The 13,013-nt window shown below is 69.1% G+C and carries 9 protein-coding genes; 2 read left to right on the top strand and 7 right to left on the bottom strand.

Annotated features, from left to right (window positions below; translation table 11 throughout):
* The first annotated feature begins 16 nt into the window (after positions 1–16).
* Complete coding sequence (locus AB0L70_RS09275; protein WP_363681774.1) at positions 17–1,366, top strand: protein kinase; 1,350 nt, start codon at positions 17–19, stop codon at positions 1,364–1,366.
* 54 nt (positions 1,367–1,420) lie between these two features.
* Entirely contained in the window at positions 1,421–3,784 is a 2,364-nt protein-coding gene (locus tag AB0L70_RS09270; RefSeq protein ID WP_363681772.1) for a fibronectin type III domain-containing protein, read from the top strand.
* Positions 3,785–3,788: 4 nt separating this feature from the next.
* On the opposite strand, the gene AB0L70_RS09265 is transcribed toward AB0L70_RS09270, so the two are convergent.
* The 7 genes from AB0L70_RS09265 to AB0L70_RS09235 all read right to left on the bottom strand — a co-directional run bounded on the left by AB0L70_RS09265 (position 3,789) and on the right by AB0L70_RS09235 (position 13,011).
* A complete protein-coding gene (locus AB0L70_RS09265) occupies positions 3,789–4,598 on the bottom strand; it encodes an SAM-dependent methyltransferase (RefSeq protein WP_363681770.1) in 810 nt (269 codons plus the stop codon).
* A gap of 119 nt (positions 4,599–4,717) precedes the next feature.
* Entirely contained in the window at positions 4,718–6,811 is a 2,094-nt protein-coding gene (locus AB0L70_RS09260; protein WP_363681768.1) for a DUF3488 and transglutaminase-like domain-containing protein, read from the bottom strand.
* Positions 6,808–7,944 (bottom strand): DUF58 domain-containing protein, encoded by a 1,137-nt coding sequence (locus AB0L70_RS09255; protein ID WP_363681766.1) that lies wholly within the window; start codon positions 7,942–7,944, stop codon positions 6,808–6,810. Before AB0L70_RS09255 ends, AB0L70_RS09260 begins: the two co-directional genes overlap by 4 nt.
* A gap of 4 nt (positions 7,945–7,948) precedes the next feature.
* Positions 7,949–10,009 carry a fibronectin type III domain-containing protein gene (locus AB0L70_RS09250; RefSeq protein WP_363681764.1) on the bottom strand — a complete coding sequence of 687 codons (2,061 nt, stop codon included), beginning with the start codon at positions 10,007–10,009 and terminating at the stop codon, positions 7,949–7,951.
* Between the two features lies 1 nt (position 10,010).
* Complete coding sequence (locus AB0L70_RS09245) at positions 10,011–10,973, bottom strand: MoxR family ATPase (RefSeq protein WP_363681762.1); 963 nt, start codon at positions 10,971–10,973, stop codon at positions 10,011–10,013.
* A gap of 92 nt (positions 10,974–11,065) precedes the next feature.
* Positions 11,066–12,322, bottom strand: coding sequence for a HAMP domain-containing sensor histidine kinase (locus tag AB0L70_RS09240; RefSeq protein ID WP_363681760.1), 1,257 nt, complete (start codon positions 12,320–12,322; stop codon positions 11,066–11,068).
* 11 nt (positions 12,323–12,333) lie between these two features.
* Positions 12,334–13,011, bottom strand: coding sequence for a response regulator transcription factor (locus tag AB0L70_RS09235; protein WP_363681833.1), 678 nt, complete (start codon positions 13,009–13,011; stop codon positions 12,334–12,336).
* Positions 13,012–13,013 lie beyond the last annotated feature (2 nt).

Here is a 13,013-nt window from a genome sequence, read left to right as displayed (position 1 = left end):
TGCGAAAATGACTCTGATGGCTGAGATCTCGCCCGACGCGCTGGTGCCGCGGGCCACCGGGCCGGTGGCCTCGGTGTTCCTGATGACCCCGCCGGCCGGTGGGCGGACCGCCGTACTGAAGGTCTATCCGCAGCCGCTGGATCGGCGGACGTACAACGGGATCGAGGTCGAGCAGGCCAAGCTGGCCGGGCTGCGGTGCGCGCCGTCGATCCTGCGGATCGAGTCGCTGGACGACCTGCCGGACGGGCGGACCGGGCTGCGGATGGAGTTCTGCCCGCAGGCACTGCCGGATCTGGTCGCGAACGGGCCGCTGCCGATCAGCGATGTGATCGTGCTCGGGCAGATCCTGAGCTCGGTGCTCGCCGAGGCTCACGACGCCGGGCTGGTGCATGGCGGGGTGACGCCGGCCAACATTCTCGAGCGGCCCAACGGACAGCCTGCGCTGGCGGACTTCGGGTTGGTACTGCGGTTACGGTTCCCGCGCGATCTGATGGGTGATGCCGCGTATACGGCACCGGAGGTACTGCGGGACGGCGAATTGTCTGAGCAGGCCGACGTCTACGGGCTGGGCGCCGTACTGTATCTGGCTCTGACCGGTGGTCCGCCGTTCCCGACGCGGACGGGTGAATCGCCGGATGACGTTGTCCTGCGGGTGTTGCGGGAGCCGCCCCCTGCGGTGTCGGGGCGGGACGTGCCGCCGGCGTTGTCCGCGCTGCTGCAGCGGATGATGGCGAAGGACCCCGATCTGCGTCCCGAGGCGGCAGCGGTGGTGGGCGAGTTCGAGTCGTTGCTCGCCGGTACGGCGGCCGGCGCCGAGGACGACCTTGATTTCGACGACTTCCGCGACGAACTGGCCGCGGGTCGAAGCGTGCCGATAGCAACGGTCTCTCCCAAACCCAAGCCCCGGCAGGCGAAACCGATCGTTGCTCGCAAGTCCTGGCGCCCGAGCAAGACCCTGCTGATCGGCGCGGGTGCGGCCCTGGCACTCGTTGCCGTCGTACCCGTGATGCTCCAGCCTGGCGATGACGACACCACCACGGAACCGCCACCAACGATCAGTACGCCGAGTGCCTCCGTGACACCGACGCCCGTGCCCAAACAGGGCATCCGGCTGAACGCTCCGCAGGACAAGGGCACGTCCGTGGTCCTGAACTGGACGTTCCCGCGCAAACTGACGTACTACGTGTTCGTCGCCGAGCAGGGCAGCAAGCAGCCGCAGCCGACGTACAAGGGCCCGGGGACGAGCCTCACCGTCCAGGTGAGCGCCGGGCTCAAGTACTGCTTCGAGGTGCAGGGCACCGATGGGGTCGAGTTCTTCATCAGCCAGCCGCTCGGTATCCGGGGCGCGACCTGCACCCGGAGCTGACCCCCTAGACGGGAACTGGACCGGTCCTGGACCTTCGTCACCTAGGCTGTGGTGGTGAAGCCGATCAGACTCCGCCCCGGGCGGCTCACCGAACTGGCGCGCCGGCGTCTGCGTCGCTCCACGCGCGAAGCCGGCTCCAGCCGGAAGTCCCGCGTCGGGCTCGCAGCCGTGGTGGCCGGGTGTGTCGCGTTGATGAGCGTGGTCGTGCTGACCGGCGCCGGCAACCCGAACACCGGGCTGAAGTTCACCCAGTCCGGCCACTTCGTCTACAACAGCGTGGTCGGCAAGGTCTTCCACCTGGACGGTGCGACCCGCGAGGTCGATGCCCAGGGCGTCGAACTCCCCGGTGGCACGCCGGGTGCCCAGGTCGTGCAGACGGACAAGGGCGGGTTCGTGCTGTCCCGGTCCCGGATCGACCAGTTCGGCAAGTCCGATCTGACCGTGGCGGACCCGATTGAGGCTCCGGCCGCCAACGAGCAGCCGGTCGGCCTGGAGGCCGCGGGCGCGGCGTTCGCGGTCTACAAGGACTCCGGCCGGGTCGTACGGCTCGGTGACAAGCAGACGGTCGCCTTCCCGGGCGGGAAGCTCGGCGATCCGGTGGTGACCTCGGACGGCACGCTGTGGGTGCATCGGACCGACCAGGGCGACCTGTGCCAGCTGGCCCTGACCGCGGACCGGATGTCCTGCCCGGCCTCGGTTCCGAAGGGTCACAGGGGCGGGTTGACCGCGGTCGGCGAAGGCGCGGTCTTCGTCGACCTCACCGCGGGGCAGGTGTACTCGCTGAAGGGCGATGGCATCGACAACCGCACGGACCTGAGCCTCGGCGACAACGACGTACCCGATGACGCGCTGGTGGCGGGCAACGATGTCCGTGGCAGGGTCGCGATCGTCGATCCCGAACACAACGTCGTCCACCTGGTTGACATCAGCCATCGGGACAAGCCGCAGGCACCGATCAGCCAGAAGATCACGCCGGGCCACTACGACCGGGTCGCGTCCTCCGGCGACGGCCTGGCCTTGCTGGACCGCAAGAACGCTGCTCTGGTCACGCTGGACGCGGACGGCCGGCAGATCGACGAGAAGAAGATCCCGAGCCAGGCCGACGGCGGCAAGGACAAGCCGGAGCCGAACCTCTACCGCGGTGACGACTCCCGGGTATACGTCGAGAGTGGGACCGGTGACCGGGTCATCGTCGTCGACCGCGGCGGCAAGGCCGATGTCGTTGACGTCGGCAACGGCAAGCCCGGTCAAGGCAAGACCACGGTGAAGCCGACCACCACTCCTCCGCCCGGCAAGACACCGAAGCCCCCGGTCACGCCCGAGCGGCCCGTCACGCACAAGCCGGCGCAGCCGCCGACGCACCAGCCCGAGCAGCCGAACAAGCCGGGCAACGGTGAGAAGTCGACCCCGCCGGAGCACAAGCCGAACCCGGGGAAGAAGACCACGCCACCTCGGCAGGATCCGACCAGGACGACCCCACCCCGGAAGACGACACCCCCGACAACACCGCCGGCGAAGAAGCCCACCAACCAGCCGACTGCGAAGCCCGGCAAGCCCGGCGCGCCGGTCGGTGTGCAGGCCCGCGTCATCGACGGCGGCGCGACCGTGACCTGGAAGGCCGCTGCGGCGCACGGGGCGACGGTCTCGTCGTACAAGGTGAGCTGGACCGGTGGATCGACGACTGTCACCGGCCTGTCGGCGTCCGTCCCGAACCTCAAGACGAAGACCGGGTACTACTTCACGGTCAGCGCGGTGAACAGCGTCGGCACCGGACCGGCGGTCCGGTCGAACCGGATCGAGCTCAAGTGGGCGCCGGCGGAGTCGCCGCGCGAGCTACTCGTCAGGACCGACGGCACCAGCGGTTCGATCGGCCTTGAATGGGACCAGCCGACGTTCGGCGACGGCACGTTCCTCCGCTACGAGGTGAGCATCAACTCGCGGACCGCGCCACCGAGCAAGACCACAACCGGGCTGACGGCAACGATCAGTGGGCTGGTCGACGGGCGGAAGTACACGTACTACGTTCGCGCGATCACCCGGGCTTCGGACGGGCAGGAGGTCGTCGGCAAGTACGCCAGCCTGTCCGCGGCCTCGATCGGCCACGACGTCGCAACCACCCGGATCGTCGCCTCCCGCGGTGCAGGGACGTCGTACGACAAGTGTCCTCCGGGCGACTGCGCGTTCATCCAGGTCCGTCTGGAGAACCTGAAGCCGAACACGGCCTACTCGGTCAAGCCGTACACCGAGGACTGGGGCAACTTCAACGGCGGCTACACCGGTACGACGAGCAACAAGGGCCAGCTGCTGATCCCGGACCAGTTCCCGTGCAGCGCGGTCGGCCAGCTCACCTGGGTCACGGTCACCGGACCCGAAGGCACCTACACGTCGAACAAGTTCTTCTGGAAGGCGGACGACTGACGGGTCAGTCCTTGACCGCGAGGACCGTGGCGATCAGGCGCTGGTAGTCGCCGAGGTCGTCCGGGGCCTCCGGGTTGCGCCACTCGGCCGACGGGACGATGCCGGGCTCGAGGACGGTGAAACCGTCGCCGTACAACGCGAGAATCTGCTCGTCGGTGCGCCAGCGGCCGCGGCCGAGGGATCCCTGCAGCACCTGCTCCAGCTCCTGGCTGCGCGGGTCGTTCTCGCTGCGGAAGTGGCTGATGAAGACGTGGCTACCGGAGGCGATCTGGTCGTACCAGAACCGGACCAGACCGGCCGGGTCCTCGTCGTCGTTCACGTGGTGCAGCGTGGCGCTGAACATCACGGCGACCGGCTTGCCGAAGTCGATCAGCCGCTGGGTGTCCGGATGGTCGAGGATCGCCTTCGGGTCACGCAGGTCGGCCTGGATGACGGCGGTGTTGTCGTTCTCCGCCAGCAGCGCCCGGCCGTGGGCGAGCACGATCGGATCGTTGTCGACGTACACGACCTTCGCTTCGGGCGCGTACCGCTGGGCGACCTGGTGGACGTTGTCCGCCGTCGGCAGACCGCTGCCCAGGTCGATGAACTGACGCACCGGCGTGGTCGTGACGAGTTCGCGGACGGCCCGGATCAGCGCGCCGCGGTTGTCGAACGGGATCTGCCGGGAGCCGGGCAGGTCGTTGATGAACCGGTCCCCGAACGCACGGTCCACGGCGAAGTTGTCCTTGCCGCCGAGCAGGTAGTCGTACGTCCGCGCGATGCTGGGCTTGTTCATGTCGAAGCCTGGGTACGGCGGCTTCTCTGCGTCGGCCATCGCGGTCCTTCCGATCCGGTTCGGTAGCGCCAGAGGTGACTCTATGCGACCCGGAAACTACCGCGTCCGGCACCCCGGCGCGCCTTACTGAACTGACCGGTTCCCGGACGTCTGCGGCGTCAACGACTGAACAGCGTGCGAAGCTCCAGTGAGGCCTGCAGCCGATCCGTCCAGGGCCGCGCGCGAAGCGCTTTCCGGAGGTCGTGCACGCCTGACCAAGCCTGGTGACTGACCTCTGGCGTGGTCGGCCCACCGGACCAGAGCGCGCGGTCGACCGCCTGGGCGACGCTGGTCAGCCCGCCGGCCGTGTCCGGCAACTCCCGGGCCGCATGAGCGAGGTCCCGCACCGTCATCCCCGCAGTCACCGGTACGCCGTGCGCCCGCAGCCGATCCCGTGCCTCGGCCCAGGCCCCCACCACCGCCGCGCTGCCGGTACGACGCCTACGCCGCAACGAACGGACGAACTTCAACAGCGGTACGCCGAGCAACCACGCCAGCAGCAGGCCCGCGGACACGAGGAAGACGACCAACAGCGGAGGCCGTGGTGGCGTCCAGGTCGGGTCCGTGCCCTGCTTGTCGGTCTGCGGCGGTACGTCCGGATCCTTGATCTTCTCCACCGGCGGAACGGCGGCCCGCGCCTGGTTGGTGATGTCGTCGATGGACCCGGCCACCGACGTCTTACCGCTGGCCGCGTCCTCGGCCGGATCGAGCGGCCACCAACCGACGCCGTCGACCGCGACCTCGGGCCACGCGTATGCATCCCGGTTGTGGACCGTGTAGTACCCGTCCGCGTCCGCCTTCGTCGGTGCGCGGAACCCGACCACGAGCCGGGCCGGGATCCCGTTCAGCCGGGCGAGAGCGACGTACCCGGCGGCGAACTGCTCGCTCGTGCCCGGTTGGTCGTCGACCAGGAAGGTCTTCAGCTGCGGCCAGCCGTAGCCGCTCGGCAGGGTGGGGCCGACGGCGTGCTTGTAGTGGTCGCGCATGTACTTCTCCAGCGCGATCGCGGTCGCGAAGGTGGCCCGTTTGCCTTGCAGCGGGTCGATTGCGGCGATCTCCGCCGGCACCGCGACGAGGTCGGCAAGGCCGCCCGGTGCGTTCCCGTCGATGCCGGCGCTGAGCAGGTACTGCGCGTCGACCGTCGGCTTCCGCCAGGTCAGGTCGTAGTGATCCGGCCGTACGTCGGCCATCAACGTGCTGCCGATCGGCTCGACCTGCGGCTCGGTCACACCGGCCACAGTTGCCGGAAGCAACTGACCGGGCAACCACGGGCCGTCCAGGTCGTCGAGCTGGACCGACGCGTGCTCGGTCGTGGTCGAGACGGCCATGGCCGAACTCGGCGACAACGTGGAACCCATCCGCAGGAACGGGTGATCCGTCGTCCAGTTCACGCCGTCGAAATCATCCAGCGCGACCTGCCGCCACCGATCGACCGGCTGCGACGACTGGTACCGGAACACCACATCATCGCGGGAGCCCGTGCTCACCCGGCTGCCCAGTTCATCGAGCGGGCTCGTCAGCCGGGTCCCCGGCGCGGTCGCCGACTGGACCTGCTGGAGCGAGTACGGCGCACGTCCGACCGGATCGAGCGCACCGATGACGAGTCCGCAGACGACGGCGGCTACGGTGACCGCCGCGGTCGCGACCCAGGGCGCGATCCGGCGGTAATCAAGGTTGTCCGGGATCAGCAACGCGACCACGATCAGGCCGAGCGCGCCCGCGATCAGTACGGCGGTCCATCCGTCAGCCGCGATGTACAGCTGGCTGACGCCGACGACCGCGATCCCGGGGATCAGCGCGACCAGAGGTGGCGCGCGATCGAGTAACTCCACAGCCAGCAGGCACGCCACCAACGTCAGCAGCGGAACGAACACCACCAGCTCGGGATCCGGCCGGGCCGGCCAGGTCGACTCGAGCGTCAACCGCCAGGAGGTCAGGCCGTGCCCGATCGCCCGGATCGACGCCAGCGTGGGAAATCCGGCCGTGGTCGTTGTCCTGAGCACCGTTTCCACGATCGCCAGCAATCCCGCGACCACCACGAACAACGGCCGCCAGGACGGCAGCCACTGCCGGCAGATCTCGGTGACCACGAACGTGACCAGACACACCGCACCCACCGGCAGCCACAGATTGCCGAGCCCGAACACCGGCCCGAAACACAGCCCACCGATGAGTACGCCGGCCAGGACCGCGACCGTACGACGCCGACTCACTGCAGCACCCCCGTCCACTGCTGGAGAGCTTCGGACGCGGTCGTGCCGAGGATGACCTGCGCACCGAGGATCGGCGCGACTCCCTGGGCCGGACCGAGGCCGAGGACGGTCACCGAGGAGTAGCGACTGAGCAGCGGAGCCAACTCCGAGGCCGAACCACGCGCACCGGTAACGACGACGATCGCACCGCCGGCCGACACCCCAGTGGTGAGTGCCGCCGGCAACAACCCGGACTTGTCGTCCCGTTGCTCGACCACACACAACTCGTCGAGGAACATCCGGGAGGCCGTCGCACCACCTGGAGCGGCCAGGTCGGCGCCCGCCGTGGTGACGAGCCGGCAGCGATGGCCGGCCGTCGACGCGGCGAACAGGATCGAGGCCGCCACCTCGGTCGCTTCTTCGAAGGTTGCCTCAGACAACGGTTCGCTGCGGGTGTCGAGTAGCACGGTGAGCCGGGGCTGGTCGGGATCCGCATAGTCGCGGACCATCAACTGCCCGGTCCGCGCGGTCGCCTTCCAATGCAGGTGCCGCACCTCGTCGCCGACGACGTACGGACGCACATCGCGCAGGTCGGCCGAGCCGCGCAGCGAGTCGTCCGCGGTCCGCCCGACGTGGTGATGCCGCGGACGGCCGGCCACGACGGTCTTGGTCGGATGCCGTTTCGGGTGCACCCACAGCGTCGCGACCTCGCCGGTTGCCTTGCTGTTCCGCGCCAGCCCCAACGGATCACGTCGTTCCAAGGTCAACGGGCCGACCGCGATCCGGCCGCGACGCGAGGTCGGCAGCTCATACCGGTACGTCGCCTCACTCCCCGGACCGAGCCGCCGGATCCGGACTTCCTGCTGCTCGAGGCCGGCCGAATCGTGTGCTGCGAAGGCTGCTTGCCATCGGGTGCCCTCGTTCCGCACTCGGAGTGTGGCCAGCGCCGGACGTCCACGCTCGACCCGATCCGGTGACAGCACCCGCTGTACGGTGACCTGCGGCTGCCGCACCGTCAGCACGGTCGCCGCGATCAGCGCTCCCAGCCCGATCCCGGCCAGCGCGCGGAACACGGCGTACCCGGCGAGCTCTCCTACTGCGTAGGCGGCGATCGACCCGAGGAGTACGGCGATCCCGCGACCAGTCAGACGCATGCCGTTATCCACTCTTCCAGGTGAACGAGTTCGACCGATACGTGCCGCCGGAACCCGTCGCGGTCACGTACACGACCTCGCCGACCCGTGAGTTGTGGAACTTCTCCTGGCTCAGGTCGCCGTTGTCGTCGGTGGTCAGGGTGTAGGACTCGTGGATCTGCTGACCGTTCGAGTACGCCTTGAAGACGTAGTCGGAGTTCGGCGCGAAGCCACTGATGTGCATCATGATGTAGAAGCAGTCGTCCTTACTGCCTTTCGGGCAGTTCGAGTCGGTGAACTTCGTGACGTGCGGTCCCTGGCTGATCGACAACTTGCCGGCACCTCCCGGGGTCGCGGTCACCGTCGCGGCCACACCGACGAGCGTCTCGCCGTCCGTTCCGGTGGTGGCGGCCCGGATCTGGAACGTGTAGGTCTTCCCGTTCGTCAGTCCGTCCCAGGTGTACGACGTCGTCGCGGTCGACTCCGGATCGCCGTTCAGCATCACGCTGTACCCGATCAGCTTGCCGCCGTTCAGGTTCGGCCGGCGCCAGCTCAGCCGCACCTGTCCGTCGCCCGGCGTCGCCTTTACTCCGGTCGGGGCCGCGGCCGGGCTCGCCTTCACCGGCGGCTTCGGCTTCGGTTTGGGCTTGGGTTTCGGTGTCGGTTGGGGAGTCGGCTTCGGCTGTGGCTTTCGTGGCGGATTGGTCTTCACCGGCGGCTTGTGGGTCCGCGGGGGCTCGGTCCGTTCCGGTGGCCGGGTCTTCTCCGGCGGTCGGGTCTTCTCCGGCGGGGTGGTCTTCTGGTTGCGGCGCTTGTCCGGTTGCTGGGTGTGCTCCGGCTGCCTGGGTTGGTGCCGGACGGGTTTCTCAACAGGCGGGGGCGTCGAGGGCGGGGTCGACGGTGGTGTGCTGGGCGGCCTGTTCTGCTTGGGTTTCCGCGGCTTCGTCTTCTCCTCGCCGGTAGCAGGGACGTCGGTCACCCCACCATCGTCATCGACGACCATCACATGTTCGCCGGCGACGCTGTCGACGTACACCCGCTTGTCCGCACCCCGGAACAGGCCGGGCTGGTCGGCCTTGTCCGGCTTGGCGGCCGCGGACGGCGGCGGGATCCGCTTGACGGACTTTTCCTTGCCGTCGGCATCCAACGTGACGAGAGTGCCGCTGGTCGAGTCGATCAAGGCGAGGCCGTGCCCGGAGGACGCGATCTGCGAGTACTTGCCCGGCCGGAGTGGCTTGGCGACCGGTGCGGCCGCATCGCGGTCACCCACCACAGTGGCGGCGTCGACGAGTTGCAATTGGTTCGTCGCCGGATCCACGATCGCGATCCGCCCGTTCACGTCGTACGGCGCAACCATCGACGTCGGCGCCATCGGGACCTCGGGGACCGGTACTGTCCGGCCGAACCCGTCGGCGTTGACCGCGCGCAGCTCGCGGGCGGTGGTGTCGACGAACACGACCTGGTCACCGACGACCGTGAGCGCACCCGCGTGTCCACTGGGGAGTTCGGCCGGGCAGGACAGCCGGGCTGCCTGCACAGGCAACTGGCAGAGCTCGCGACTGGCGAGGCGGTGCACCCAAAGCGTCCCGTCCGCGGTCACGATCGGCGGGCCGAGAGCACCGCCGGCCGGCAGGGTCACCGGGTTGAGGCCTAGCCGACTGATCGACCCGGCCTCCCGATAGATCGCGTACGCCGCTCCGGGGGCCTCGAGCGCGGCAGGTTGCTCGTCGGACGGGGCCGGAACCGGGTCGGCCACCTTCAGATCGGACTTGCCGAACTCGGTGACGCTGCCACGCGCGAGCAGGAACCCGTGGGTATCGGTCTGCACCGTCCGCACCCCGGGGCCGAGCCCAGGCACCGACAGGTGACCGTCGACGTTCTTCGTACCGCCGTCGATGTGGAAGACCGTACCGAGCGTGCTGTTGTAGATCAGGTGACCGGACTGGAGGAACTTCATCCCGGCCGTGTCCGCACCGGCTCCGGTCACCGCCAGCGTCGTGGCCACCATGCAGACCCCGACGACAGCGGCCAGTCCCGCTCGCGATCGCCACGCCTCGTGGCGCAGGACCGCTTTGAGGGACCTCATCTCAGCCCGCGCTCACACCGGCCGTCGGGGCCGGCACGGAAGCCATCACCTCGTCGACGACCGACGAGGGTGGACGCTGACTCAGTTCCGCATCGGGGGTCAGCACCAGCCGGTGTGCGAGCACCGGTTGCGCGACCTCCTTGACATCGTCCGGCGTGGTGAACGCACGCCCGTCGGTCGCGGCGAACGCCCGGGCGGCCCGGACGAGGGCGATGCTGCCGCGCGGACTGGCGCCGTACCTGACCGCGGTGTGTTCGCGGGTCGCGGCCGCCAGCTTCACGGCGTACGAGCTGATCGCGGGGTCGACGTGGACGGACCGGACGGCCGCGATCGCGTTGCGCAGCGCGGGTACGTCGATGACCGGGCTGAGTGAGTCGGGGCCGACCCTCCCGGTGTCGCCGAGCACGATCCGGACCTCGGCCTCGTGGTCGGGGTATCCGATCTCGATCCGCATCAGGAACCGGTCGAGCTGGGCCTCGGGCAGCCGGTAGGTGCCCTCCATCTCGATCGGGTTCTGGGTGCCGATGACCAGGAACGGATCCGGTACGGCGCGGGTGTTCGAGTCGACCGTGACCCGGCGCTCGGCCATCACCTCGAGCAGCGCGGACTGCGTCTTCGGCGTACCGCGGTTGATCTCGTCGGCGACCACCACATTGGCGAAGATGCCGCCCGGGTGGAACTCGAACGTCTCGTTGCCCTGGTGATAGACCATCACGCCGGTGATGTCACCAGGCAGCAGGTCGGGGGTGAACTGGATCCGGTTCCAGCTCGCGTCGATGCTGCGGGCGATACACCGGGCCAGCGTGGTCTTGCCCAGGCCGGGGACGTCCTCGATCAGCAGGTGCCCCTCGGCGAACAGCGCGGTCAGCGCCAGCCGGATCACCTCCGGCTTGCCGTGCATGACCTTGCCGAGGTTGTCGGCCACCAGCCGGTACGCCTCGCCAGGCGGAATCGTCGCGCTCATGATGATCTCCCGTGGTGTTCGCCAGACTGCACCGAGTGACACTACCTGGGCACGGTCCATCAACCGTCCAAAACCGGTCCAGGGCCGGCTCGCTACTGAGCCGTAGGCAGCTCGAACTCGAAGATCGCGCCGCCTTCTTCGGCGTTGTAGACCTTCAGGTCACCGCCGTGGGACAGTGCGACCCACCGCACGATGGACAGCCCGAGACCGGTGGAGCCCGCCCCGCTGGTGAACGAGTCGAACAGATCCGCGCCGACGGCCGGATCGATTCCCGGCCCCTGATCGGCCACCGTGACCCGGCCGTCCGCGACCGTGACCGTGACGATCGCCTGGTCCGCGCCCGGCGCGCGGCCGTGCCGCATGGCGTTGTCGAGAAGGTTGCCGATGGCCCGTTGCAGCAGGGTTGGATCGGCCCGGACCATGGTCGGCGCGCTCACCAGCGAGATCCGGGCGCCCTCGGTCGGCAGGTCCTCGACCACACCGGCAACGAGCTGATCGAGCCAGACCGGCTGCACCGCAAGGTGTTCCACGCCCGCGGCCAGTCGGGCCCGGACCAGCAGTCCGTCGATGATGTCGCCCATCCGGCCGGCCAGCCGCACAGTCCGCGGCAGCAGTTCCGCTCGCTGCTCTGGATCACGTGCCGCCGTCTCGGCGAGGGCTCGCAGTGCGGCAACCGGCGTACGCAGGTCATGGGCGGTTTCGGCCAGCAGAGTCTCCTGCTGCTCCAGAGCCGCCATCGCGGGCCGGATCGCCCGCCCGGACAACCAATAGCCGAGTAACGCGGCCGCGCCGATCAGTACGGCGCAGACGAGCAGGACAACCGTGGTCAGCCGATTGTGCTGGTGCAGTTGGTCCTCGGTGTCGACCCACGCGAGTACGGCGCCGGCCGGGAGGCCGTTCGGGTTCTTGAACGGCTCGATCGCGACGCGGATCCGGTGCCCGTTCTGTGCCTTCCGGTCGGCCAGCAACGGGTTCCCGTCGGTGACCGCAGTGTTGGCGAGATCCTCCAGGACCTTGGGATCGACCGGCGTGCAGTTGCGCCCGCTGTCCGCGCGTGGGAAGGATTCGGCCGCGGTGCCCGGCAGGATGGCGAACTGCGGGCACTTCGTGTTCAGCACATCGCCCGACACCCGGGCGGTGATCAGGGCGTCGTTGCTGGTGTTGATCAGCCGCAGCACGGGCTGCGTGACCACGTTGAGCTGGTTGTCGATCTCGGCCGCTCCGCGCTGCGCGTCCAGCGTGATGATCACCGGCGCCAGGATGATCAGGCCGACCGTGTTCGTCGCGGTGAACAGCACCGTCAGCCACCACCGCAGCCGCCGGAGCCGCTCAGCCGCAGGGCCCTTCATCCCACGCCGGCTCATCCCGCGCCGCCCGCGCTGAGCAGCTTGTAGCCCCGACCGCGGACCGCCTGGATCACATCGGGACCACCGCGCAACCGCGCCCGCAACCGCGTGATCGTGACGTCGACGACGTTCGACATCGGATCGGCGGCCGCGTCCCAGCAGTGCTCGAGCAGGTCGGTCCGGGACACGGTCTGCTCGGGGCGGGCCATCAGGTACTCCAGCACGCAGAACTCCTTCGCTCGCAACGTGACCAGGACTCCCGCCCTGCGGACCTCACGGCGGCCGGCGTCCAGCTCGATATCGGCGTACCGCAGGATCGGTGGCCGGATGGTGAGACCCCGGCGGCTCAGGGCCAGTACCCGGAGGATCAGCTCCTGGACCGCGAACGGCTTGACCAGGTAGTCGTCACCGCCGTGCTCGAACCCGTCCACCCGGTCGGCCAGGGTGTCCATCGCGGTCAGGAACAGTACTGGCACCACCCAGCCGTCCTGGCGCCGGCTGCGAACGTACCGGATCGAGTCGCCGTCCGGCAGCCTCCGGTCGAAGACCACGCAGTCGTACTCGTTCACGAAGAGGGCCTCGTCGGCCGCCGCGATGTCGGTGACCAGGTCGACCGCCAGCATGGCCGATCGCAGCGCGGCCGGGACGGCGATCTGCAGGTCCGGATCGTCCTCTACCACCAGTACGCGCACAG

Source organism: Kribbella sp. NPDC051952, from assembly GCF_040680855.1.
Lineage (GTDB): Bacteria > Actinomycetota > Actinomycetes > Propionibacteriales > Kribbellaceae > Kribbella.
This window is presented reverse-complemented; position numbering and strand designations above follow the sequence as displayed.

What these genes read in the sequence shown, in the direction of transcription:
- AB0L70_RS09275 (WP_363681774.1), top strand. Translation starts at nt 17, where the DNA reads ATGGCTGAGATCTCGCCCGACGCGCTGGTGCCGCGGGCCACCGGGCCG.
- AB0L70_RS09265 (WP_363681770.1), bottom strand. Translation starts at nt 4,598, where the DNA reads ATGGCCGACGCAGAGAAGCCGCCGTACCCAGGCTTCGACATGAACAAG.
- AB0L70_RS09255 (WP_363681766.1), bottom strand. Translation starts at nt 7,944, where the DNA reads ATGCGTCTGACTGGTCGCGGGATCGCCGTACTCCTCGGGTCGATCGCC.
- AB0L70_RS09250 (WP_363681764.1), bottom strand. Translation starts at nt 10,009, where the DNA reads ATGAGGTCCCTCAAAGCGGTCCTGCGCCACGAGGCGTGGCGATCGCGA.
- AB0L70_RS09245 (WP_363681762.1), bottom strand. Translation starts at nt 10,973, where the DNA reads ATGAGCGCGACGATTCCGCCTGGCGAGGCGTACCGGCTGGTGGCCGAC.
- AB0L70_RS09240 (WP_363681760.1), bottom strand. Translation starts at nt 12,322, where the DNA reads ATGAAGGGCCCTGCGGCTGAGCGGCTCCGGCGGCTGCGGTGGTGGCTG.